The sequence below is a fragment of the Collinsella intestinalis DSM 13280 genome, from assembly GCF_000156175.1.
GTDB classification, from domain to species: domain Bacteria; phylum Actinomycetota; class Coriobacteriia; order Coriobacteriales; family Coriobacteriaceae; genus Collinsella; species Collinsella intestinalis.
In genome coordinates this window covers 994417-1018238 of sequence record NZ_GG692710.1, presented here as the reverse complement: position 1 = coordinate 1018238, position 23822 = coordinate 994417, and the positions used below count along the sequence as shown (strand labels likewise).

Genomic DNA, 23822 nt, shown 5'->3' with positions numbered 1-23822 from the left:
TTTGTTTGTATACGGGATGAAATCATCCCGGTCGTTAATCTCGTACGAGAAAGTACATTTGAAAGGAGGAGCAAAAGATGGACGTGAATTTCCTTCAGATCGCCCTGGTCTTCCTGGTGACCTTCGTTGCCGCTATCGACCAGTTCGACTTTACGGAGTCCCTGTACCAGCCTATCGTCACCGGCCCGATCATCGGCGCTATCCTCGGCGATGTGCAGACCGGCCTCGTGGTTGGTGGTACCTACCAGCTCATGACCATTGGTAACATGCCTATTGGTGGTGCTCAGCCGCCGAACGCTGTTATTGGTGGCATTATGGCAGCCGTCTTTGCCTGCACCCTCGACATGGATCCCAACGTCGCCGTTGCGACCGCGATTCCGTTCGCCCTGCTCGGCCAGTACGGTGTGACCTTGTTCTTCACCCTTCGTGCCCCGATGATGGAGTCCTTCCGCGCCGCGGCTGTGAAGGCTGACACCAAGGCCATCACCAAGCTGACCGTCGTGTCCGAGATCATCCTCGGCCTCATCTTCGCCGCGATCGTCACCTTGTTCTTCGTCGGTGGCCTCACCGCCGGCCAGGCTGTCGTCTCCGCCATCCCCGCATGGCTCAACGCTGGTCTGTCCGCCGCTGGTGGCATGATGAAGTTCGTCGGCTTCGCGATCCTGCTGAAGATCATGATGTCCCGCGACATGTGGGCCTTCTTCCTGCTCGGCTTTGGTCTCACCACCATCGTGCACGGCATCCCCGCGCTCGCCAAGCCTGAGCTCCTGATCATGGCCATCATTGGCTTCGGTATCGCTTTCTGGGACTTCCAGCAGCAGACCGAGCTCAAGGGCGCTTCTTTTGACGGAGGTGATATGAGCGATGGCATCTAATGAGTTTGTCGTCCCCGCGCAGTACGAGGATCTTACTCCTGCGCCGAACGTCGATAAGAAGACGCTCAACCGCATGGTCTGGCGCTCCTACTGGCTCCAGTCCTCGTTCAACTACGAGACCATGCAGTCCGGTGGCTGGCTGTTCGCCATGGTCCCCGGTCTCGAGAAGGTTCACACCAACAAGAACGACCTCTCTGCGTCGATGTACCACAACCTGGACTTCATCAACACGCACCCGTTCCTGGTCACCTTCGTTATGGGTATCGTTCTCTCCCTCGAGCAGAACAAGGTCGATACCCAGACCATCCGCTCCGTGCGTATTTCCGCTGCCTCCCCGCTGGGCGGCATCGGTGACGCCCTGTTCTGGCTGACGCTCGTGCCGATCACGGCCGGCATCACCTCGAACATGGCCATCGAGGGCAACATCATCGCCCCGCTCATCTTCCTCGTGGTCTTCCATGCCGCTCTGTTCGCTTGCCGCTTCGGCCTCATGAACTGGGCTTACAAGATGGGCACCTCTGCCATCGACTCCCTGACCTCCAACATGCAGGCCTTCACCCGCGCTGCCGCCATCATGGGCTGCTTCGTGGTTGGCGCCCTGACGGTCAACATGGGTGGCACCCAGATCAACCTCAACATCCCGAACGGCACCACCCGTGGCCTCGCCGCTCACACCGTTGTGGTTTCCAACGAGGAGGCCGAGAACTTCGACCTCGCCATCGATACCAAGACCGCTGAGCCCGGCTCCCTTGGCATGACCGCTGAGGACGGCTCCGCCCTCACCGCTGCCGACGCTGATGGCAACGCTGTCGAGTGCGGTATCGTCGACCTGGGCAACGGCATGAGCTCCGTCACCTACGCTGAGGTTACCGAGACCCCGGTTTCCTTCTCCGTGGCTTCTACGCTCGACACCGTTATGCCTAAGCTCGTTCCTCTGGCGCTCGTCATGCTGCTTTACTTCCTGTTCGCCAAGAAGAACTTCACCCCCATCAAGGGTATCGTTCTGATGCTGGTCATCGGCATCCTTGGCGCCCTGCCGCTCAACGAGTGGCTCGGCCTCACCTGGTGGACTGGTCTCTGGTAATTCCAGCCGACTGATGAGGTGACATCTCCCCCAGATGCGCCTGCAAACCCGGCGTGGGCTTTGTTCTCACGCCGGGTTTTTTTCTAATCATTCCCATCGATTGCAATCGTCTCGTTGAGCGCATTGCGTTCGAATTGACGATTTTCCTTTTGTATCGGAGGCGGTTCTCATGGTGGCAACGGCTCGCAAACAGCCTTTGTATGACCAGCTCGTGGATATTCTTGCCGACAAAATCGAGCATGAGTATCACGCTGGCGACATGATCTCCTCCGAGCGTGAGCTCTCCGAGCGCTATGGTCTGTCCCGCACGACAGTCCGACTCGCCCTTCAGGAGCTCGAGCGCCTGGGCCTGATCGTTCGCCAGCACGGGCGTGGCACATTCGTGGCCGATCGCTCCGCCCAGACCACTAACCTCATGCAGTCTTACAGTTTTACCGAGCAGATGCGCGAGTTGGGCCGCGATCCGATGACCACCATCCTCGAATTCTGCGATGTCGAGGCTGATAAGAACCTTGCCGAGCATATGGGCGTTCGCCTTGGCGAGAAGCTCTTTAAGCTCAAGCGCCTTCGCTCCGCCGACGGCATGCCGATGATGGTCGAGCGTTCCTACCTTCCCGTTCGCAAGTTCCTGTCCCTCAAACGCCCCCAGCTTGAGTGCAAGCCGCTCTATGACGTAATCGAGAAGGACTACCACGAAAAGATCAGCGTCGCGGAGGAGGAGTTCTTCGCGAGCATCGCCCGTCCTGCCGATGCCTACCTCTTGGGTATCTCTGAGGGCTCTCCCGTGCTCGATCTGGTTCGAACCACCTATAACAGTTCGAACGAGATCGTCGAATACACGTTGTCGGTCGCCCGTGCCGACCAGTTCAAGTACAGAGTCCAGCACCGTCGCAGCGAGTAGTTCATGCGTGGGCAGTTGAGGGGATTGCGGGGGAGTGAGAACCGACTCTTTCCCGGCAGGGTCCTCAACTGCTCAGGCAGGTAATCGTCAATTGTGTCCAACCCGTGAAGTCGAGAACTACTGGTTATAACCAGATAACCAACTTATAATAAAAGCAGCTTGTAAAACCACAAGTGTAAAGGAAGTGGTATTAATGTTCGAGATGACGACCGACCAGCTCAACGAGATTGGTGGTTTCAACACCACCACCGAGATCAAGCAGCAGCCCGAGCTGTGGCTTGATACCCTGAACATCTACAAGGAGAACCTCGAGGCCATCGAGTCCTTCCTGGCCGAGGCTCGCGCCATGGGCGAGGGTCGCCTCTCCGTCGTGTTCACTGGTGCCGGTACCTCCGACTACGTCGGTGACACCTGCGCTCCCTACCTGCGTCACGCTGGCGACACCAAGCTGTACGACTTCAAGCCCATCGCGACCACCGACATCGTGTCCGCTCCTCGCGACTTCCTGAACCCCGACGAGCCCACTGTGGTCGTCTCCTTCGCCCGTTCCGGCAACAGCCCTGAGTCCCTGGCCGCCGTTCAGGTTGCCAAGACCTTCGTGAAGAACGTCAAGTTCATCAACATCACCTGCGCTCCCGAGGGCAAGCTCGCCGTCGAGTCCGAGGGCGACGCCGATCAGCTCACGCTGCTCATCCCGCGCGCCAACGACAAGGGCTTCGCCATGACCGGCTCCTACAGCTGCATGACCCTGCTCTCCACCCTCATCTTCGACACCGCTTCTCTCGAGCAGAAGACCGCTTGGGTCGAGGCTGCCGCTAAGCTGGGCGAGGACGTCGTCGCTCGCGAGTCCGAGATCGCCGAGTTCCTCTCCGGTGACTTCAACCGCGTGACCTACCTGGGTTCCGGCTCCTTCGTGGGTCTGGCTCAGGAGGCTCAGCTCAAGATCCTCGAGCTTGCTCACGGCCTCGTTGCCACCTCTTGGGACTCCTGCATGGGTTACCGTCATGGGCCGAAGTCCTTCGTCGACGACAAGACCATTGTGTTCGTGTACATGAACAACGACGAGTACACCCGTCAGTACGACCTCGACATCCTGAACGAGATCAACGGCGACCAGATCGCTGCCAAGACCATCGCCATCCAGCAGGACGGCGCCATCAAGTTCGACGGCACCTCCTTCACCTTCGCCGGTGAGGCTCTGCCCGAGGGCTACCTGGCCCTGCCGTTCGTCATGGTCGCCCAGGTCATCTCCCTGCTCAACTCCGTGCGCGTGGGCAACACGCCGGACACCCCGTCCCCGTCCGGCACCGTGAACCGCGTCGTCAAGGGCGTGACCATCCACCCCTTCGAGGCCTAATAGCTCTCGGAATTTCGAATTGAAGGCGCCCGCCCGGTCTGCAAGGACGGGCGGGCGCTTTTCTTGCTGCTCGTTCGTTGCTTTCTGGGTACAAGCCCAGTGCGTGCATCAATATCGTGTTAGGAGAACACATGAGCACTTATGCAATCAAGGCCGATGCCTTCTATCTGCCCACTCGCGTTGCCCGTGGCGGCTACCTCATGGTCGAGGATGGTGTTTTCGGCGAGTATGTGACCGAGGCCCCGGACTGCGAGATCCGCGACTACTCCGGTCACGAGATCGCTCCTGGTTACGTCGACACCCATATCCACGGTTTCGATAACCATGACATCATGGACTGCGAGTCCGAGAGCGTCGCCATCGTGTCCCGTGGCATCCTGCGCAACGGCGTGACCAGCTACCTGCCCACTACGCTCACCGCGAGCACCGAGCAGCTCGAGCGCGCCTGCGCTTCCGTTGCCGAGTACGTCGAGGCTGGCGACGAGACGCCGCACGCTCGCATCCAGGGCATCTTCCTCGAGGGCCCCTTCTTCACCGAGAAGTACAAGGGCGCCCAGAACCCGGCCTACCTCTCCGCCCCCACCATGGAGAAGCTGAACGACTGGCAGACCGCCGCGCATGGCCTCGTCAAGAAGATCGCCGTCGCCCCCGAGTACGATGGTGCCGTCGAGTTCACCGCTGAGGCCGTCAAGTCCGGCGTCGTCGTGGCCCTCGGTCACTCCGCCGCAACCTGCGAGCAGGCTCAGGCCTGCCTGGACGCGGGCGCCAAGGTCTTCGTCCACACCTATAACGGCATGAGCGGCCTGCATCACCGCGAGCCCGGCATGGTGGGCGCTGCCCTTTCCAGCCAGGATAAGTCCTTCTCCGAGCTCATCTGTGACGGCCATCACGTCAACCCCATCTCCGCGGGTATCGTGATGCACGCCAAGGGCCATGAGCACGTCGCGCTCATCACCGACTGCATGTGCGCCGGCGGCATGCCCGATGGCGACTACTTCTTGGGCGAGCTGCCCGTTGTCGTTGCCGGCGGCACCGCCCGCCTGAAGGACGGCGGCTCTCTGGCCGGTTCCATCCTCAACATGAAGGACGCCGTCAAGAACGTTTACGAGTGGGGTATCGCCACGAAGGCCGAGGCCGTCTACATGGCCACCCAGGCTCCCGCCGAGGCCAACGACATCGCCGACGAGTGCGGTTCCATCCGCCCCGGCCGCAATGCCGACTTCGTCGTCCTCACCGGCGACCTGTCCCTCGTCGAGACCTATCTCGGCGGCGAGAGCGTCTACGTCGAGAAGTAACCATCGTTCTCTCGTGAGAGCGATATGAATCCTTAACGCCCCGGCCCGGTTGTACCGGATCGGGGCGTTTGCATGCGAAACGTTCTTGAAGGCGAAGCGGATCAGTCGGCGACGATTATTCGGGTCGATTCGAGGACCATGGAGCACTGTTCGTCGCTGACATTTGGATCGGTGATGAGCGCGTCCATTTGATCGAGGTTGTAGAAGCCGAAGAAGTCCATCTGTCCGATCTTGCTTGAGTCGCAGACGAGGTACCGCTCGGCGGCTCGATCGCAAGCGAGCGCCTGCAGACGACCCTCCTCGAGGTTGGAGCAGGAGATGGATTGGCCGAGCACGCCGTTGGTGCCGATGAAGCACGTGTCGATACCGAGTGGGGCGAGCGCATCTTCCGCTACGGGACCGACGAAGGACCCCGAGCGCTTGCGATATTGTCCTCCCAGAGCGCAGATCTCCACATCGTTGCGCGTTTGGAGCATGTTCAGCACGATGATGCTGTTTGTGATGACGCGCAGCTGCATGGGCGGCAGTGCGCGGGCGATGAGGGCGCAGGTCGAACCGGGTCCGAGGAAAACGGTGTCATGCTCCTTGATCAGACCGACCGCGCTGTGCGCAATGCGTTCCTTTTCGGGCGAGCGTATCGAGAGCTTTTCAAAGAAGGGGACCTCGCCGGCGGTGGGGGTCCCGCCTGATAGGCGGATGCCGCCGTGCTCGCGGCTCACGCCGCCATCTCGCGCGAGTTCATCGAAATCCCTGCGAGCGGTCATTTCGGAAATGCCGAAGATCTTCGCCGCTTGGGCGACGGTGACCATACCGCGCTGCGTGCACAGTTCCAGCAATTGTTCGTGACGTTCAGATTTGAGCATGGCTTGCCAATCGGTTATGCGGTGACAACGGAAGTGTAAGCGCTGAGCGCTTCGAGGGTCTGGGGGTCTGCGTCGGCGTTGACGAAGGCCGCGGTCATCTCTTCCAAGGTGGTGAACAGGCAGAAGTCGCGCCTACCAACTTTTTCTGCGTCTACAACGAGATAGCGCTCCTGGGCGCGTGCAAGGGCATCGGAAAGAACCATGGTCGCGTCGGGGCGAGAGCCGAAGACCTCATTTCCGAAAATTCCGGTGGCGGAGACATAGGCTTTTGGCGCCGAAAGGCCGTAGAGACCGCGGCCGTTGTACGGCATGGTGAAGACGCGGGTGTCATGGCGCATCATGCCGCCAATGAAGAAGAGGTCGACATGGGGGTTGTCAGCCAATAAGTTCAAGACGGGGAGGCTGTTGGTGACCACGCGGATGTCCTCCTGCGGCAGATACGAGCACATGAGTTCGAGTGTGGAGCCGCCGCCGAGGAAGATGGTATCGCCGGCGGAGACAGTGCGCGCCGCCGCCATCGCCGCCGCGCGTTTCTGGTCGACGTGGAAATGGCGCTTCTCTTCGTGTGAGATCAGGCGCGAGAGAGTCGTACCACGTGCGGAGCGCGGCAGTTGGGCGCCGCCGTGTACGCGCACGAGCAGCCCCTTGTCGGCGAGCTCCGCCAAATCGCGCCGAATGGTCATATCCGAAACACCCAGGGTGTTGGATATCTCGTTGACCGTAACGGAATGATGTTGATCGAGCAGGTCGAGAATGGCTTGCTGACGTTCGGATTTCATGGCCGTGAGCTTCCTTATAGAGCGTTTGTTCATAATTCAATTAAAACGAACAACAAAAATAAACGCAAATCGTGCACAGAAACACAACTACCGTTTACCGTCCAAAACAGCACGCTCACGGGAAAAAATCTATTGATACCAGTTAAAAACGATAAAAAAGAGCGCGTTGCAAAAACAATCCTTGACCAATAATCAAACATATACGAACATAAGTGAGCAGAACGAACATAACAAAACAACATGAAAGGACAGCAGATGCGTATTGGCGTTATCCTCGCGAGCCACGGAGAGTTTGCACGCGCCGCCCTCGGCGCCGTTGAGATGATCGCCGGCAAGCAGGGCGACGTCGTGGCGCTTGGCCTCACCGCCGAGAAGAGCCTGGAGACCTTCGAGGCCGAGATGCGCGAGGCCTACGAGGCGCTCAACGCCGAGTGCGACTTGGTCGTCACCCTGTGCGACATCTACGGCGGCACCCCGTTCAACGTGACCACCCGCGCCCTGCTCAACGGGATGGACATGGTCGCGTACACCGGCCTGTCGATGCCCGTGGTCGTCGAGCTCCTGTTGACCCGCGATGGCCTCGAGTCCGCCGACGCCGTTCGCGCGCAGATCACCGCTGCGCATGCCGGTGCCCAGCAGGAGATCAAGGCCCCTGTTCCCGTCGCGGAGGACGATGGAGACGATCTCGACCTCTAGCTCGCCCGCGATCGCTGGTCCCGAGGGCGCGACCACCCCCATCGGATGGCGCCCCACGTGTTACGTCATTTGCTGGAAGCAATGAACATAAGTGCAAACGACAAGGAGAACATCATGGCACTTAAGCTCGTCGACATTGATGACCGCCTGATTCACGGCCAGGTGGCCACGACTTGGATTCCGGACTTCGGCATCGAGTCCGCCATCATCGTCTCCGACAAGGTCGCCAACGACCCCGTTCAGAAGTCCGTGGCCGGCCTCGCCGCACCTGACATCAAGGTCTCCGTCTTCGGTGTCGACAAGTTCATCGAGGTCCTCAAGAAGACCGAGCTCAAGAAGGCCACGATGGTGCTCTTCACCAACCCCATCGACGCCCTCAAGCTGCATGAGAACGGCCTGCCGTTCGACTACCTGAACGTCTCCGGCATGCGCTTCAACGACCAGCGTCACCGCCTGCACAAGAACATGTCCGTTACCGCCGAGGAGAAGGCCGCCTTCGAGGAGCTCATCGGCCTGGGCGTCGAGTGCTGGATGCAGACCACCACGCGCGATTCCAAGGAGCCCGTGTCCGAGCTCCTCAAGAACTACTAAGTAGGTAACCATCTCCGGGCATGTGGGCCCGGGGTGTGCCCATCGAAGCGAACGATGGGCGAATAGGGAAGGAGAGGCTTATGCTTCAGGCACTTCTGCTCGCCATCTGGGCGGGTCTGTGCACCTGGGACCAGTTTGGTCCCCACCTGGGCTTCCGCAAGCCCCTGCTGGCGTCCGTGGGCGTCGGCATCATCCTCGGCGACATGACGACCGCCATCATGATCGGCGCCACCATGGAGCTCATGTGGCTCGGCGTCAACAACATCGGCGCTTATGTTCCGCCGGATGTCATCTCCGGCACCATCGTCGGTGCTGCCCTGGGCATCATGGGTGGTGGCGACACCGCCGCCGCCATCGCTCTCGCCGTTGCCATCGGCATCCCGACCGCGACCCTCGTTCAGCAGCTGAACATCCTGGTCATGACCACCAACGTCTCCCTCGTCCACGGTGCCGACAAGGCCATCGAGTCCGGTAAGTTCAACGCCGTGAACAAGTTCTTCTGGACCGGCGCCTTCTGCTTCTTCCTGACTCGCGCCGTCCCGGTCTTCATCGCCACGGGCATCGGCTCCTTCGTGATCGAGGACATCATGAACTTCCTGCAGAACCAGGTTCCGTGGGTCCTCTCCGGCTTCTCCACCGCCGGTGGCATGATGCCCGCCGTCGGTCTGGCCATGCTCCTCACCATGATGATGAAGAGGTACATGTGGATCTTCCTGCTCGCCGGCTTCATCATGGCTGCCTTCCTCAACGTCCCGACCGTGGGCATCGCCCTGGCCGCCTGCGCCGCCGCCGGTGTGTGGGACGTCATTACCGAGGGCCAGAAGAATCAGCCCGCCCCTGCCGCCGCTCCTGCTGCCGGCTCTGATGATGACGAGGAGTACGATCTCTAATGGGTAAGATCTCTAAGTCCACCCTGAACAAGGTCCTGCTGCGCACCCAGGGTTGCCAGTTCGCGCACAACTACGAGCGCATGCAGTCGCTGTCTTTGACCTACTGCTTCGCCCCCGTTCTCGAGGAGCTCTACAAGGACGCCCCCAAGGAGGAGCGCGTCAACGCCATGAAGCGCCACCTCGAGTACTTCAACACCCACCCGCTCGCGATCCCCTTCATCCTCGGCATCACCGCCGCTCTGGAGGAGTCCACGGATGAAGACCAGAAGGACACCGTCGTCGGCATCAAGACCTCCCTCATGGGTCCCTTCGCCGGCCTGGGCGACTCCCTGCTGAACCTCACCTGGTTCCCGATCGCCGGCTCCATCGGCGCCTCCATGTGCGTCGACAACGGCTCCATCGTGGGCCCGCTCGTGATGTTCCTGCTCATCAACCTGCTGTACTGGCCGCTGAAGTACTTCGGCCTGCACAAGGGTTACGAGATGGGCATGGAGCTCGTGGAGAAGGCGGGCGTCCAGGTCTTCGACCGTCTGGGCAACCTCGCCAACGTGCTGGGCGTCATGGTCACCGGCGGCCTCATCGCCACGACCGTCAAGCTCAAGCTCGCCGTGCAGTTCGCCTTCGGTGAGGGCGACCCGCTGGTGCTCCAGGATCAGCTCGACAAGGTGCTGCCCTTCCTGCTGCCCGTGGTTCTGACCTTCATCTGCTACCGCCTGCTCAAGAAGGGCCAGGGCAAGAACTCCGCTCAGATCATCATCGGCCTGATCGTGTTCTCCCTCGTGTTCGCCGCCATCGGCTTCTACTTCCCGGCGTTCAAGATCTTCGCCTAATCGCGAGCTTGCCATAAGGCAAATCGTTCGAGGCCCGCGACCCGCATATCGGGCGCGGGCCTTTTCGACCGCCGGGGACCGATGCCTGCCACGGGGCGGATGCCGAGTGGATCCGCCGCCGACGGCGTGTCGCCCTCCAAATGAAAGGATCCCAATGAGAACTGTTCTCGTGCTCATGGATACCCTGCGCCGCGACGTCCTGTCGTGCTACAACCCCACGACCGATGTCCAGACGCCCAACCTCGATGCCTTCGCGGACCAGTCCTGCGTGTTCGACAACCACTGGATCGGCTCGGCGCCGTGCATGCCCGCCCGCCGCGACATCCTCACCGGCCGCTACAACTTCCTCGAGCGCCCCTGGGGTCCCATCGAGCCCTTCGACGTGACGCTGCCCGCCTGCCTGCGCGCGAACGGCAACTTCTGCCACATCACAACCGACCACTGTCACTACCTGCGTACCGGCGGTGAGGGCTATCTGCAGGAGTTCAACACCTGGGACTACTACCGCGGCCAGGAGGGCGACCCGTGGGTCAGCCGCATCGACGAGCCGAACAACATGCCCGAGACCTTCTACGGGCGCGTGCGCGAGCAGTATCAGAAGAACCGTCAGCTGTGGCCGAGCGAGGAGGACATGCCGAGCCCCAAGACCTTCCAGTCCGCCTGCGACTGGATCGACGGCAACGCCGGGGCCGATGACTTCTTCCTCATGGTCGAGGCCTTCGATCCGCACGAGCCCTTCGACGTCCCGGACAAGTACATGGAGATGTACGGCGGCACCGGCGGGCTCGACCGCGACTATTTCGAGATTCCCGAGTACAAGCGCGTCTCCGCTACCGACGTGAACCCCGAGGCGGAGGATTACCTGCAGCGCCGCTACAAGGCTCTGGTCACCATGACCGACCACTGGTTCGGCAAGCTCATCGACAAGCTCGCCGAGCGCGGCATGCTCGAGGACACCATGGTCATGGTCACCACCGATCACGGCTACTTCCTGGGCGAGCGCGACTACATGGGCAAGAACTACATGCACCTGTACAACGAGCTCGCGCACCTGCCGTTCATCGTGCACTTCCCGGGCAACGCCCGAGCGGGCGAACACGCCCATCAGCTCACGCAGGCCATCGACATCATGCCCACCGTGCTCGACGCCCATGGCTGCGAGATCCCGGCGGACGTGTGCGGCGCCTCCCTGGTCCCGCTCATGACCGACCCCGACGCGCCCACGCGCGACTACGCCCTGTACGGCGTGCACGCCATGACCGTCAACGTCACCGACGGCCGCTACACCTACTTCCGCGCCCCGGTTGCTGGCAACCAACCGTGCTTCGAGTACGCCGCGCTGCCGCACACCATCCGCAAGAAGATGGGTTCGGACTGCCCGGAGGAGATCGAGTGCGGTCGCTACTTCAAGCGCACCAAGTACCCGCTGTTCAAGATCCCCTGCAAGAAGCCGGCCCAGATCGAGGGCACTACGCCGCTCGCCGAGGTTTCCGAGACCATGTTGTTCGACCTTGAGAACGACTACGGCCAGGTCAACAACCTCGCCGGCAAGGGCGATGCGGCGGAGCAGCATATGATCGACCTGCTGCTGCGCGGTCTCGAGGAGCACGAGTCTCCTGCCGAGCAGAAAGAGCGCCTGGGCCTCGGCTAAGGCGACGGCGTCGATTGTGCGGGCCGGATGCCGCCCCCTCGGGTAAGGTGGTGGTGTCCGGCCTTCGGAGCGAGGGCGATCCCGTGCGAAGGGGGCGTGTGCCATGTGCGCGAAGCATATCGGCTTCTTGATTAAACCGGCGTCGAGCGCCTGCAACATGCGTTGCAGGTATTGCTTTTACTGCGACGTTGCCGCTCATCGCGAGGAGCGCCGCGCCCGCGTCATGGGTTGGGATGTCGCCGATGCGATCATAGAGCGAGCCCTCGCCGTCGCCCCTGACGCCCACGTAGCCTTCGCCTTCCAGGGCGGCGAGCCCACGCTCGCGGGTCTTGATTTCTTCCGCTCCTTCGTCGCTCGGGTGGAGGAGCGCCGCGAGAGCCAGCAGGTGAGCTGGGCGTTGCAGACGAACGGCTATCTGATCGACGGGGAATGGGCCGCGTTCTTCCGCGAGCACGGGTTTCTCATCGGGGTCTCGGTTGACGCCTATCGCGACCTGCATGACTCGATGCGCCCCGACGCTCATGGCGCAGCCACGTACGCTCGCGTCATGGGCGGCGTGCGCCTGTTGCGCGAGGCCGGCGTGGACGTAAACGTCCTGTCGGTCCTCACCTCGCAGATGGCCGCGCATCCCCAGCGCGTCTTCTCCTTCATCAAGCAGGAGAAGATCACGCACATCCAGTTCATCCCGTGCCTGCCCGGCCTCGACGACGAGCATGACGCGTTCTCACTCGGCCCGCGGGAGTTCTCGTCCTTCTATCGTCGCCTGTTCGACCTGTGGTGGCGCGAGCTGGGAGCCGGGAGCTATGTGAGCATCTGGCTGTTCGAGAACATCATGCAGATGGCGCTCGGGCAGTTTCCCTCGCAATGCGGGATGCTCGGTCGCTGTGCCCCGCAGTTCGTGGTGGAGAGCGACGGTTCGGTGTACCCATGCGACTTTTACGCCTTGGACGAGTACCGCGTGGGCGATATCCGCAACGATGACCTGGAGGCCATGGCGACCTGCGAGGCGATGCACGCGTTTTTGCGAGAGCCCCGTCGCGCCTGTTCGCAGTGCGCGGACTGCCCCTTCGAGGGCATGTGCCATCGCAACTGCAAGCGCTTGAACATCGCGTATTACGACGAGGGGTACTGCGGCCTGCGCGAGTTCCTCGAGTACGCCTATCCCGGCCTTCAGCGCGTGGCGCGCATGTTCGCCCGGCGTTAGCGTCCGTCGTCGGACGTGCGTCCCGGCTTCCGCCTATCCGTCTCTATTCTCGTGAGCTTGGAGGTTCCCATGGCCAATCGACCCAACGTGCTCCTCATCATGTGCGATCAGATGAGGGGCGATTGTCTGGGTATAGACGGGCACCCGGATGTGAAGACGCCCTACCTCGACACACTCGCCGCCGACGGCATGCTGTTCGAGAACGCCTACTCGGCGTGTCCGAGTTGCATTCCCGCCCGCGCCGCCCTCTTCACGGGTAGGACGCCTGCCGGCACGGGCCGCGTGGGATACAAGGACGGTGTTGCGTGGGAGTACGACCATATGCTCGCGCAGGAGATGCGCGACGGCGGCTACCAGACGGCCGTGGTCGGCAAGATGCACGTGCATCCGCCGCGCCTCGGCTGCGGCTTCGAGCACGTGCGCCTGCACGACGGCTACATCGGGCATTACCGTAAGGCGAGCCTGCCCTACTGGATGCACCAGAACGTCTCAGACGACTACATGCGCTTCCTCAAGGACGAGCTGGGTGAATTCGCCGACGTGAACGGAACCGGTGTGGAGAACAACTCGTGGATCACGCACCCTTGGGCATACGAGGAGCGCCTGCATCCCACCAACTGGGTGGTCGACGAGTCTATCCGCTTCCTCGAGACGCGCGATCGCACGCGCCCGTTCTTCCTCATGACGAGCTTCGTGCGGCCCCATCCGCCCTTCGACGCGCCGCAGACCTACTTCGACCTGTATCGCGATATGGAGTTGCGGGCCCCCGCCGTCGGCGACTGGGACGACGCGGGCGTCACCGAGCGCGACGGCATGATTCTGGACAGCGTGCATGGCTGTCGCGACGCCGAACTGCGTCGCGAGGCCATGGCGGGCTATTACGCCTGCATCACGCATATGGATCATCAGGTCGGCCGCCTCATCACGGCGCTCGAGAACGACGAGACCTACCATGACACCGTGATCGTGTTCTGCTCCGACCATGGCGAGATGCTGTTCGATCACAGCCTGTTCCGCAAGGTCTTGCCCTACGAGGGCTCCACGCGCATCCCCTTTATCGTGCACGTGGGCAAAGATGTCGAGGTGCCGGGAGGGGAGCGTGCTTGCGGGGTGAGCGAGAGCATCGTGGAGCTCATGGACCTCATGCCCACCATTCTCGAGGCGTGCGGCCTTCCCGTGCCCGAGGGCGTCGAGGGCTCATCGCTTCTGGGGGAGCTCGCCGGCATGGCTCCGCTCGACCGCGCCTATCTGCGCGGCGAGCACAGTGGCAGCCGCGAACAGTCCAACCAGTGGATCGTGACCCCGCACGACAAGTACATCTGGTTCACGCAGACGGGCGTGGAGCAGTACTTCGACTTGGATGCCGATCCGCGCGAGTGCGTGAACCTCATCGACCGTCCGGAGTGCGCCGAGCGCATCGCCGAGCTCCGCGCGCTTTTGATCGAGGAGCTCTCCGGCCGCGAAGAGGGGTATGTTAAGGACGGTGAGTTAAGGGTCGGGTGCAAGCCCGCCGTCAATCTCGAGCATCCTCGTCGCTAGCAGAAAGGCAAGAACATGGATATGAAGACTGTCGGTATCGTGGTCATGGTGGTCGCGCTCGCGTTCACCATCTACATGGAGGTGCAGAAGCGCACCACCTTCGCCAAGCTCGAGGCCTATCTGCGCGAGGGCGATCTGGAGAATTACCTGAAGGTCCTCGATCGTCCCCTCACCAACGTCCTGTATCCCAAGTACAACGTCCTGTTCATGCGCTTGAACGCACTGCTCGCCATGGACGACGCCGACAAGACCGCCGCCGTCATTCGTGAGATGAGCTCGCTCAAGATGAACGACAAGCAAAAGCTCGCGCTCGCCGCAAAGGCCTTCACCTTCTACGTCGAGATCGAAGACGAGCCCCATGCGCATGAGGTGCTGGAGTACCTCGAGGCCAATGGAGACGAGTCCATGGCCAAGGCGAACCGCCGCACCTACGACATCTTCCTCAAGGGTTCCCATGCCTACATCAATGAGATGGAGAGCGCCCTGTCCGACGCGAGCGGAGTCGAGGAAGCGCTGTTGTGCCAGATGCTCGCGATCCAGTATGACAACAAGGGAGATAAGGACCGCTCCGTTTCGTATCGCGAGCGTGCGGAGCGCTCGCTCGACGCGGCCGTCTCCAAGTAACAGGGAAGGATTCGAAAAGTCCGTATGCTAGCGATCGTATTTGCCATTGCGTTCTTCGCCTCCACCATCGGCGCCATTTGCGGTATCGGTGGCGGCATCATCATCAAGCCCGTCATGGATGCCGTCGGCGCCGCGGACGTCGCGACCATCAACTTCCTGTCCGGATGCACCGTGCTGTCGATGACGTGCTACTCGGTGATTAAGTCGAAGGTCTCGGGGGACTCTAAGATCGATCCGAAGATCGACACCCCGCTTGCCGTCGGCGCGGCTGCGGGCGGTTTGGCGGGGCGCCAGATGTTCTCCGCGGTCGCATCGTTCTTCGGCGACGCGAACATCGCCGGCGCCGTGCAGGCGGGAACGCTCATGCTCGTCACGGTGGGGACGCTGCTGTACACCCTGAACAAGGAAAAGATCGCCACCCACAATGTCACCGGAGCCATTCCCTGCATGGCCATCGGCCTGGTGCTGGGCATCTCCTCCTCCTTCCTGGGTATCGGAGGAGGGCCCATCAACCTCGTGGTCCTGTTCTACTTCTTTACCATGAGTACCAAACGCGCGGCCCAAAGCTCGCTGTACATCATCTTGTTCTCGCAGGCCGCGAGCACGATCGCGGCGATCGTGGGCGGCGTGTCCAACCTCGACGTCGCGCTGCTCGCGGGCATGGCCGCCTGCGGCATCCTCGGCGGTATCGCGGGTCGCGCCGTGAACAAGCACATCGACGATGCCGCGGTGGACAAATTGTTCTGCGGCCTCATGGTCGCCATCATTTTAATCAGCGGTTTCAACGTGGTGCGATACTGCGGTTGATCTCGGATCCCCGGCAATCAAATAACTGAGTAGATTTGTGCGCACATGCTTTTCATGTGCGCACATTTGTACATTACTGTGCATAACGCTCAGAATTATTGAGAAATACAACAAAAACGCTCGACAAGAATGTTCGTATATGTTTATATCTGTTTGTAAAGTAACGCTCGCATACAGCGATGCATATCACCTCAAAAGGAGGGCCAATGAGAGTCGTAATCGCTTCCGATGTCGAGGGCATGCCCTTGAAGGAGACCGTCAAGGAGACGCTCCTCGCCGATGGTCACGAGGTCGTGGACCTGTCCGAGACCCCGGCGGCCGATTTCGTGGATTCCGCCACCGCCGTGGCCGCCGACCTGATGGAGAACGAGGGCTCGCAGGGCCTCTGCTTCGACGCGTACGGCGTGGGCAGCTACATGGCCGCGACCCGCGTCAAGGGCATGGTCGCCGCCAACATCTCCGATGAGCGCAGCGCTTACATGACGCGCGAGCACAACAACTCCCGCATCGTCTGCCTGGGTTCCGCCGTGGTGGGCTCCGAGGTCGCCAAGAAGATCGCCCGCGAGTTCCTCAAGGCCGATTACGCCGCCGGCCGTCACCAGGTGCGCGTCGACATGCTCAACAAGATGGCCTAGGGGGAACGAATCATGACCAAGAAGATCATCGCGCTCGGCTGCGACCACATCGTCACCGACGAGAAGACGTACCTGCACGACCGCCTGGAGGAGGCCGGCTACGAGGTCCTCGACTGCGGCACCTACAGCCACACCCGCACCCATTACCCGATCTACGGCAAGGCCGTGGGCGAGGCCGTGGCCTCCGGTAAGGCCGACCTCGGCGTTGTCCTCTGCGGCACCGGCATCGGCATCACCAATTCCGTCAACAAGGTGCCCGGCGCGCGCTGCGCCCTGGTCCGCGATATGACGAGCGCCCTCTACGCCCGCCGCGAGCTCAACGCCAACGTGGTCGGCTTCGGCGGCAAGATCACCGGCGAGTTCCTCATGGCGGACATCATGCTCGCGTTCCTCGAGGCCGAGTACGAGTCGACTCCCGAGCGCGACGCCCTCGTGGCCAAGATCGACGCCGTGAACAAGGCCGACGCCGAGGCCCAGGCCGATCCGCACTTCTTCGACGAGTTCATCGAGAAGTGGGACCGCGGCGAGTACCGCGACTAGCCGATCACCCGAAGAAGGTGGCGCGACCGGGCGTTTCCCGGAAGCCCGTCCCCGGCGAAAGACCCCCGATAGCCCGCGCCTCCACAGGGGTGCGGGCTTTTCTTTGGTTTCCTTTATTCGAGTCGCGGCGGCCCGCCCGCGTCGCGGCGAAACCCTGATATCGCTTTCGAGCGGTACAATCAAGACACGCTTCATGCACGCATGTAATCCCTTGTTTTCGCATGTCGTAGTGCGGAGAGGAGAAGGCGATGGCCGAATTCGTATTGGACAACGGCACCCTGCGCGTGGGCTTCACCACCGCCGGCGGCTCCTTCACTTCCCTGGTCTCCCAGGGGCGTGAATATCTCTGGCAGGGAGACCCCGCCGTGTGGAGCGGTCAGGCTCCCGTGTGCTTCCCCATCTGCGGCGGTCTGCGCGATGACGTTGCCCAGACCCGCTCGGGCAAGCAGATCAAGCTGGGCCGTCACGGTTTTGCCCGCAAGCAGGAGTGGGAGCTCGCCGAGCAGGGCGAGGGCACGATTGCGTTCAAGCTCGCGAGCGCCGAGCACCCCGAGCTGCTCGAGCAGTTCCCGTTCCCGTTCACGTTGGTCGCCCGCTATGCGCTCGACGGCGCAAAGCTGCAGGTGAGCTACGAGGTCACCAACGAGGGCGACGAGGACATGCCGTTCTTCATCGGCGGCCACCCCGGCTTCGCCTGCCCGCTCGACGAGGGCGAGGGCTACTCCGACTACGAGCTGCGCTTCGATGCCGACGAGGCCGCGACCCTGTGCACCGCCGTCCCGTCCACCGGCCTCATCGACGTGGAGAACAGGAGCGCCAACCCCATGGTCGGCCGCACGCTGCCGCTCACCCACGAGCTCTTCGACTTCGCCGAGACGATCTTCGACGTCCTCAACAGCCGTACGGTCGACCTTGTGAAGAAGGGGGAGGAGAAGGGCCTTCGTGTGTCCTTCCCGGACTTCCCCTACCTCATCATCTGGAGCAAGCCCGAGGGCGATTTCGTCGCCATCGAGCCGTGGGGCGGCCTGTCCACCTGCTCCGATGAGGGCGATGTATTCGAGGACAAGCGCGGCTGCCTGACCGCGAAGCCCGGCGAGACCGTCGTCCGCACCTTCTCGATCGAGATTCTCTAGCGCCTTCGGTCCTGTCCGGCACGACGATGCGGACGTCGTGCCGCCCGAGGCCTCACCGTGTTGTACCGGACTCGGACATCGGGTCCGAGAATAGGAGGAACCATGATCCTGACCGTCACCATGAATCCCGCCATCGATACGGCGTATCAGCTGGACAAGCTGATCATCGACGACGTGAACCGCGTCGTCCCCAAGAAGACCGCAGGTGGTAAGGGCCTCAACGTCTCCCGCGTCCTGTGCCAGCTCGGCGATGACGTTGTTGCCACAGGCCTGCTCGGCGGCCACATGGGTGCCTACATGGGCTCTCTCATGGACGCCGACGGCATCAACCACGACTTCACGCCCATTGCCGGCGAGACCCGCATCTGCCTGAACATCCTGCATGATGGCAACCAGACCGAGCTTCTCGAGAGCGGCCCCGAGATTTCCGCCGAGGAGCTCGCCGCCTTCTCCGCTAAGTTCGCCGAGCTCGTCGCCAAGGCCGACTGCGTGACCATCTCCGGCTCCCTGCCCAAGGGCGTTCCCGCCGACTTCTACGCTGGCATGGTCGCCGAGGCCGCCAAGCACAACGTTCCCGTGCTGCTCGACACCTCCGGCGCATCGCTCGACGCCGCCCTCGAGGCCGAGGTCAAGCCCACGCTCGTGAAACCCAACCTCACCGAGATCAACGCCCTGCTCGGCACCAGCTACACGCCCGATCAGGTCACCGACCTGGCCGCCGCCCTCAAGGCCGACGAGCGCTTCGCCGGTATTCCTTGGGTCGTTGTGTCCATGGGTGCCGCCGGCTCCTTTGTCTTCCACGGCGATAAGATCTACCGCGCCGTCACCCCGCCGATCCCGGCCGTGAACGCCACCGGCTCCGGTGACTCCACCATCGCCGGCTTCGCGCACGCCATCGCCGCCGGCGCCGACGACGTGACCGTGCTCAAGACGGCCAACACCTGCGGCAAGCTCAACGCCATGGACCCGCAGACCGGTCATTTGGTCATCGAGCGCTGGGACGAGGTCTACAACGCCGTTGAGGTCACCGAGCTCTAGGCGGCTTTCTTAGGTACCCGATCTTGCCGTTCAATCGCTGGGCGCTGCACGCAAGGCGTGCGCCCTCCTCTTTCACGGCAACCTCGGGCACCTGGAAAACCCGCTACTGTTCAGTGGTGACTATAAGCTGAGGGCGCTTGGCATCGTTCGGTAGTTTGTCGAGGGCATCCGAGAGGGTGCCCTCGTCGTCTTTATCGATGACGATGTGGTCGACCGCATGGATGGGGGCGAAACAATACGTTCCGCGGGAGGTGAGTTTGCTGGCGTCCATGAGGGCGACGGAATGGCTCGCGGCGCTCATCGCGGCTTGCTTGATCTCCGCCATTTGGGGGAAGTCGGTCACAAAGCCGCGCCCTGCGACGAATGCGCCCGGGCAGATCACCGCGAGGTCGGCGTGAATGGTGGCGATGGCCGCCATGGTGAGCGGCCCAAAGAGGTACCGGTGGCCCTTGCGGAGCTCGCCGCCGAGCATGATGACATCGACCGAGGGGAGGCTCTCGTCGATGTAGTCGGCGATGGTGATATCTGCGGTGATGATCGTGATCCCCGTGCGCATGTCCAGCATGCGCACGAACTCGAGGGCCGTGGTGCCCGAATCGACGAACACGGTGTCGCCATCGCGCACCAGCTCAAGGGCGGCGCGTGCGATGGACTGCTTGGCATCGACATTCACGTTGACGCGCTGATCTTGGACCGAAACGGTCAGGGTCTTGTGCAGCGAGACGGCCCCGCCGTGCGTGCGCCTGAGTTTGCCGGCTGCTGCGAGTGCATCAAGGTCGCCGCGGGCCGTGACGGTCGAGACGCCGAAAGCCTGTGCGATGTCGGCGACTTGCACGGAAGCACTGTGCTCGAGCATATCCATGATGGCCGTGCGACGCTCCTCGGCGAACGTGCGGGATGTGGATGCGGACATGGAAGCCTCCTCGCCAATCGTGTGCAAAATGTGATGAGTTCATTTTGCATTATTTTCTTTTTGAGAAACAAAAAGAGTTTGTTTCTCTTTCGTTTTATCACGAACGCAAATATGACGAAATGCGCGAGGATGGGCGAATCTTTCGTTTCTCTTCTGATGGGCGTGTGCGGACACGCCGGCCATGCGTGAATAGCGCAGCACGTGAACTGCCGCTTTTGTACAATGGATGCAGCAATTACGTCGGTATCGGTGCCGGCGGTATGGCAGGTGCCCACGGGTGAACCGGGGCCGAGAAGGGAGCGATAGCTCATGCTCGTAACCACCAAGGAGATGCTGCTCGACGCGCAGAAGAACCACTACGCCGTCGGCGCCTTCAACGTCGAGAACCTCGAGTTCGTCATGGCCGTCCTGGCCGCCGCGGAGGAGACCAAGTCCCCCGTCATCATGCAGACCACCTCTGGCACCATCAAGAAGACCGGCCTCGATTATTTCTACGGCATGGTCAAGGCCGCCGCTGAGCGCGCTTCCGTGCCCGTGGCCCTGCACCTCGATCACGGCGACGGCTATGATCGCTGCATGAAGGCCCTTCGCACCGGCTACACCTCCGTCATGATCGACGGCTCCCACGAGTCCTTCGAGGACAACATCGCCCTGACCAAGTCCGTTGCCGACGCCGGCGCCTGCATGGGCGTGCCGGTCGAGGCTGAGCTCGGCAAGGTTGGCGGCAAGGAGGACGACGTCGAGGTCGAGGGCGAGTCCCCCTACACCGACCCGGTCGAGGCCAAGGAGTTCGTCGAGCGCACCGGCTGCACCTCTCTCGCCATCGGCGTGGGCACCGCCCACGGCGTGTACACCGAGGAGCCCCACATCGACCAGGACGTCGTGAAGGCCATCCGCGCCGCCGTCGACGTGCCGCTGGTTCTGCATGGCACCTCCGGTGTGCCGGACGAGCAGGTCGCCGAGGCCGTCAAGAACGGCATCTGCAAGGTGAACTACGCCACCGAGCTGCGTCAGGCCTACACCAAGGGCTACATGGCCTACATGGCTGAGAACCCCAACAACTTTGACCCCAAGAACCCGGGTCAGGCTGGTATGGCCGAGATCACCAAGATCGTCAAGATCCGTATGGAGAACCTCGGCTCCTGCGGCCGCGCCTAATTCGCGGTAACAACTTACTCCCATCGGAAGGGCCGGCGTGGTTTCCATGCCGGCCCTTCTGTATGGGCGCGCCTTGCCGGTCGCGTATGGCGGGCGGCCGCGGGGCGACGCCTGGGATAAGATAGACGAAAACGATTTGAGAGGGGATGGCCATGAGCGGAGACGTGAGGGTTAGGCTGGCACGTATCGAGGATGCCGAGGAGCTGGCTGCCATATACGAACCGTACGTACGTGAGACGGCGATCACCTTCGAGTACGTCCCGCCCACGCCCGCGGAGTTTGCCGAGCGCATGCGCAAGACCATGGAGTTCTTCCCCTATCTGGTTGCCGAGCTCGACGGGCGCCTGGTGGGGTACGCCTACGCGGGAACCTTCAAGGGCCGTCCCGCCTACGATTGGGCGGTCGAGACCTCGATTTACGTGGCGCAGGGTCATGCGGGCGAGGGAATCGGCTGCGCCCTGCACGATGCCCTGGAGCGGGCGCTCGCCGCGCAAGGGGTTCTCAACATGTACGCTTGCATCGCCGTGCCGGATGGCGAGGATGACGAGACGCTTACCCGCAACAGCCAGCATTTCCACGAGCATATGGGATACCGCTTGGTGGGGGAGTTCTGCCGATGCGGGTTCAAGGGCGGCCGTTGGTACAACATGGTCTGGATGGAGAAGATGCTGGGGGAGCACCGTGCGGACCAACCTCCGGTGACGCCGTTTCCCGAGACCTCCGTCACATGCGTGGAGCGCTGAGCCAAGGTCTGCTTCTCGCCGCACGGCGCCAGCGCGAACGATGGCCCGTCGTTTTCGCAAATATCGAGCCAGCGCTTTAGCGTGGTGCGTTGAGCTGCAGGTAAAGCGTATGGTAATGTTTATCAAGTCGGGGGGCCGACGCTAGAACTATGTGATGCCGAGTGGCGCCTATGGGGTGCGGACACCACGCTCGGGTGCGCGAGGAAGCCGGGATGACCGGCATCGATCGCGAGCGTGGGGATGACATCACCACCGTCAAGACCATAGAGGACGTGCGTGCGATGAAGCGCGCGCATAAGGATGGCACCTGGAAATACGCCTGTGCCTGCAGGTCCGGTGTGCGTTATGAGGGAGAAAGCGAGGCGTGGGCTCAATTGAAGACCGTGATTGAGGAGCAGGTGGCAAAGACCACCGCCGGTATCGAAGAAAACGATCCGTTCGCAAGCAAGGACGCCGTGCCGGTCCCGCCTGAGGACCGCGCTCCGGGGAAGCTTCGAGGTGCCGGTGCCCGCTCGCCGCTGTTTTGGAAGCTCATGCTCGTCGCGATGGCGCTCATCTGGGGCTATTCCTTCCTGACCATGAAGACCGTACTGGATACGGTTCCCACGTTCATGCTGCTCGCCTGTCGCTTCCTGCTGTCGGCGGTCATCATGTTCACCATCTTCCGCAAGCGCATCAAGGCGCACTTCAACCGCGAGTACCTGGGGTTTGGCGTGCTCATGGGTTGCGTGATCTGGTCGGCCTATGCCGCGCAGACGCTCGGCCTGGTCGACACCACCCCGGGTAAGAACGCGTTCCTCACCGGAACCTACTGCATCCTGGTGCCGTTCATCGCGCTCATTCTGTTCAAGGAGCGCGTCACCAAGTGGCATATCGCCTCTGCGCTGCTGTGCCTGGTGGGCGTGGGCTTCGTCGCGCTCGACAACTTCAGCATCCAGATGGGCGACCTCATGACGCTCGTGGGCGCCGTGTTCTTCGCCGTGGACATGGCGGTTGTGGGCCATATCGGCCGCACGCGCGACGTCAGCGTCCTGACCTCGTGGATGTTCCTGTTCGTGGGCCTGTTCTCGCTTGCGGCTACCACCGCCTTCGAGCCCCGCGTCCCCGCCGGGCAGTGGACGCCCGAGATTGTCGGCCAGCTCGTGTTCCTCGCCGTGGTGTGCACCACCATCGGCCTGCTGCTGCAGAATCAGGCGCTCTCGCACGTGCCGCCGGCGACTGGCTCGCTGCTGCTCTCGCTCGAGAGCCCCTCGGGCGTGCTGTTCTCCGTCCTCATGGCGGGTGAAGTGCTCACCGGTAAGCTGATCTTCGGCTTTGTGTTGATCTTCCTGTCGATCGTGCTGTCCGAGACGCACTTCAGCTTCCTGCGAAAGTGGTTCCCCAAGAAGTAGATGAGAAAAGGCGCCCGTCTGAACTGCCTCCCATTTCTTGGACAACGAGAAATGGGAAACTTTCTTCATGCAAAACGCTAAAAGGTTAAGGCACGGTATTGAGGTCAGGGAAAGGGCTTTGGAGCTCTTCGAGGCGGGGTTCGGCAAGCGCTCCGTCTCATCTTCGCTCGGCATTCCCGTAGGCACTGTGGAAAAATGGCTCTATGCATACAAGGCCGTCGGACCGGAAGGCCCCTCAATAGTGGGAACGAACCCACAACTCCTACAGCTTCGAGACCAAGCTCC

The 23822-nt window shown here is 62.0% G+C and carries 24 protein-coding genes and 1 pseudogene; 22 read left to right on the top strand and 3 right to left on the bottom strand.

Translation table 11 applies throughout. The features are described 5' to 3' along the window. Nucleotides 1-77 precede the first annotated feature (77 nt). The 5 genes from COLINT_RS04720 to nagA all read left to right on the top strand — a co-directional run bounded on the left by COLINT_RS04720 (nucleotide 78) and on the right by nagA (nucleotide 5512). Nucleotides 78-875: a PTS mannose/fructose/sorbose/N-acetylgalactosamine transporter subunit IIC gene (locus COLINT_RS04720; protein WP_006723252.1), complete on the top strand. Its 798-nt coding sequence runs from the start codon at nucleotides 78-80 to the stop codon at nucleotides 873-875. Beyond that, the gene (locus COLINT_RS04715) at nucleotides 865-1959 is read left to right on the top strand and encodes a PTS system mannose/fructose/sorbose family transporter subunit IID (RefSeq protein ID WP_006723251.1); all 1095 of its coding nucleotides are present in this window, start codon (nucleotides 865-867) and stop codon (nucleotides 1957-1959) included. The genes COLINT_RS04720 and COLINT_RS04715 overlap by 11 nt, the downstream gene beginning before the upstream one ends. A 169-nt stretch (nucleotides 1960-2128) precedes the next feature. Continuing rightward, on the top strand, nucleotides 2129-2860 hold the full coding sequence (locus COLINT_RS04710) for a GntR family transcriptional regulator (RefSeq protein WP_006723250.1): 732 nt from the start codon (nucleotides 2129-2131) through the stop codon (nucleotides 2858-2860). 193 nt (nucleotides 2861-3053) lie between these two features. Then, a complete protein-coding gene (locus tag COLINT_RS04705; protein ID WP_006723249.1) occupies nucleotides 3054-4217 on the top strand; it encodes an SIS domain-containing protein in 1164 nt (387 codons plus the stop codon). 131 nt (nucleotides 4218-4348) lie between these two features. Beyond that, nucleotides 4349-5512 (top strand): N-acetylglucosamine-6-phosphate deacetylase, encoded by a 1164-nt coding sequence (nagA, locus tag COLINT_RS04700; RefSeq protein WP_006723248.1) that lies wholly within the window; start codon nucleotides 4349-4351, stop codon nucleotides 5510-5512. A gap of 101 nt (nucleotides 5513-5613) precedes the next feature. Here the strand turns inward: nagA and COLINT_RS04695 are convergent, their stop codons facing one another. After that, nucleotides 5614-6375, bottom strand: a complete 762-nt coding sequence (locus COLINT_RS04695; protein WP_006723247.1) for a DeoR/GlpR family DNA-binding transcription regulator — start codon at nucleotides 6373-6375, stop codon at nucleotides 5614-5616. 14 nt (nucleotides 6376-6389) lie between these two features. After that, on the bottom strand, nucleotides 6390-7154 hold the full coding sequence (locus tag COLINT_RS04690) for a DeoR/GlpR family DNA-binding transcription regulator (RefSeq protein WP_233418342.1): 765 nt from the start codon (nucleotides 7152-7154) through the stop codon (nucleotides 6390-6392). A 255-nt stretch (nucleotides 7155-7409) separates the two neighbouring features. On the opposite strand from COLINT_RS04690, the gene COLINT_RS04685 reads away from it, so the two are divergent. The 13 genes from COLINT_RS04685 (at nucleotide 7410) to COLINT_RS04625 (ending at nucleotide 19332) form a co-directional block, all read left to right on the top strand. Next, on the top strand, nucleotides 7410-7850 hold the full coding sequence (locus COLINT_RS04685; RefSeq protein ID WP_039910364.1) for a PTS sugar transporter subunit IIA: 441 nt from the start codon (nucleotides 7410-7412) through the stop codon (nucleotides 7848-7850). Nucleotides 7851-7964: 114 nt separating this feature from the next. Next, nucleotides 7965-8441 (top strand): PTS system mannose/fructose/N-acetylgalactosamine-transporter subunit IIB, encoded by a 477-nt coding sequence (locus COLINT_RS04680; protein WP_039910363.1) that lies wholly within the window; start codon nucleotides 7965-7967, stop codon nucleotides 8439-8441. A gap of 80 nt (nucleotides 8442-8521) precedes the next feature. Continuing rightward, nucleotides 8522-9331: a PTS mannose/fructose/sorbose/N-acetylgalactosamine transporter subunit IIC gene (locus COLINT_RS04675; RefSeq protein ID WP_039910362.1), complete on the top strand. Its 810-nt coding sequence runs from the start codon at nucleotides 8522-8524 to the stop codon at nucleotides 9329-9331. Next, on the top strand, nucleotides 9331-10161 hold the full coding sequence (locus COLINT_RS04670) for a PTS system mannose/fructose/sorbose family transporter subunit IID (RefSeq protein ID WP_006723241.1): 831 nt from the start codon (nucleotides 9331-9333) through the stop codon (nucleotides 10159-10161). Before COLINT_RS04675 ends, COLINT_RS04670 begins: the two co-directional genes overlap by 1 nt. A 154-nt stretch (nucleotides 10162-10315) precedes the next feature. Next, nucleotides 10316-11812: a sulfatase gene (locus COLINT_RS04665; RefSeq protein ID WP_006723240.1), complete on the top strand. Its 1497-nt coding sequence runs from the start codon at nucleotides 10316-10318 to the stop codon at nucleotides 11810-11812. Nucleotides 11813-11915: 103 nt separating this feature from the next. Continuing rightward, nucleotides 11916-13016 (top strand): radical SAM/SPASM domain-containing protein, encoded by a 1101-nt coding sequence (locus tag COLINT_RS04660; RefSeq protein WP_006723239.1) that lies wholly within the window; start codon nucleotides 11916-11918, stop codon nucleotides 13014-13016. A 69-nt stretch (nucleotides 13017-13085) separates the two neighbouring features. Further along, complete coding sequence (locus tag COLINT_RS04655) at nucleotides 13086-14555, top strand: arylsulfatase (RefSeq protein WP_006723238.1); 1470 nt, start codon at nucleotides 13086-13088, stop codon at nucleotides 14553-14555. Between the two features lie 15 nt (nucleotides 14556-14570). Next, nucleotides 14571-15179 carry a hypothetical protein gene (locus COLINT_RS04650; protein ID WP_006723237.1) on the top strand — a complete coding sequence of 203 codons (609 nt, stop codon included), beginning with the start codon at nucleotides 14571-14573 and terminating at the stop codon, nucleotides 15177-15179. Nucleotides 15180-15203: 24 nt separating this feature from the next. Next, a complete protein-coding gene (locus tag COLINT_RS04645; RefSeq protein ID WP_006723236.1) occupies nucleotides 15204-15986 on the top strand; it encodes a sulfite exporter TauE/SafE family protein in 783 nt (260 codons plus the stop codon). Between the two features lie 206 nt (nucleotides 15987-16192). After that, the gene (gene lacA, locus COLINT_RS04640) at nucleotides 16193-16621 is read left to right on the top strand and encodes a galactose-6-phosphate isomerase subunit LacA (protein WP_006723235.1); all 429 of its coding nucleotides are present in this window, start codon (nucleotides 16193-16195) and stop codon (nucleotides 16619-16621) included. 12 nt (nucleotides 16622-16633) lie between these two features. Next, entirely contained in the window at nucleotides 16634-17161 is a 528-nt protein-coding gene (lacB, locus tag COLINT_RS04635; RefSeq protein WP_006723234.1) for a galactose-6-phosphate isomerase subunit LacB, read from the top strand. 248 nt (nucleotides 17162-17409) lie between these two features. After that, a complete protein-coding gene (locus tag COLINT_RS04630) occupies nucleotides 17410-18294 on the top strand; it encodes an aldose 1-epimerase family protein (protein ID WP_006723233.1) in 885 nt (294 codons plus the stop codon). Between the two features lie 102 nt (nucleotides 18295-18396). Beyond that, nucleotides 18397-19332 (top strand): hexose kinase, encoded by a 936-nt coding sequence (locus COLINT_RS04625; RefSeq protein ID WP_006723232.1) that lies wholly within the window; start codon nucleotides 18397-18399, stop codon nucleotides 19330-19332. Between the two features lie 103 nt (nucleotides 19333-19435). Here the strand turns inward: COLINT_RS04625 and COLINT_RS04620 are convergent, their stop codons facing one another. Continuing rightward, entirely contained in the window at nucleotides 19436-20245 is an 810-nt protein-coding gene (locus tag COLINT_RS04620; RefSeq protein ID WP_039910360.1) for a DeoR/GlpR family DNA-binding transcription regulator, read from the bottom strand. A gap of 309 nt (nucleotides 20246-20554) precedes the next feature. Here COLINT_RS04620 and COLINT_RS04615 point away from each other — a divergent pair, with 309 nt between their 5' ends. From COLINT_RS04615 to COLINT_RS08720, 4 genes and pseudogenes are all read left to right on the top strand, one after another. Then, a complete protein-coding gene (locus tag COLINT_RS04615) occupies nucleotides 20555-21403 on the top strand; it encodes a class II fructose-bisphosphate aldolase (protein WP_006723229.1) in 849 nt (282 codons plus the stop codon). 152 nt (nucleotides 21404-21555) lie between these two features. Continuing rightward, the gene (locus COLINT_RS04610; protein ID WP_233418340.1) at nucleotides 21556-22146 is read left to right on the top strand and encodes a GNAT family N-acetyltransferase; all 591 of its coding nucleotides are present in this window, start codon (nucleotides 21556-21558) and stop codon (nucleotides 22144-22146) included. A gap of 212 nt (nucleotides 22147-22358) precedes the next feature. After that, nucleotides 22359-23537, top strand: coding sequence for a DMT family transporter (locus tag COLINT_RS04605; RefSeq protein WP_233418338.1), 1179 nt, complete (start codon nucleotides 22359-22361; stop codon nucleotides 23535-23537). Nucleotides 23538-23604: 67 nt separating this feature from the next. Next, nucleotides 23605-23822: pseudogene (locus COLINT_RS08720) on the top strand (helix-turn-helix domain-containing protein); the annotation flags it as partial.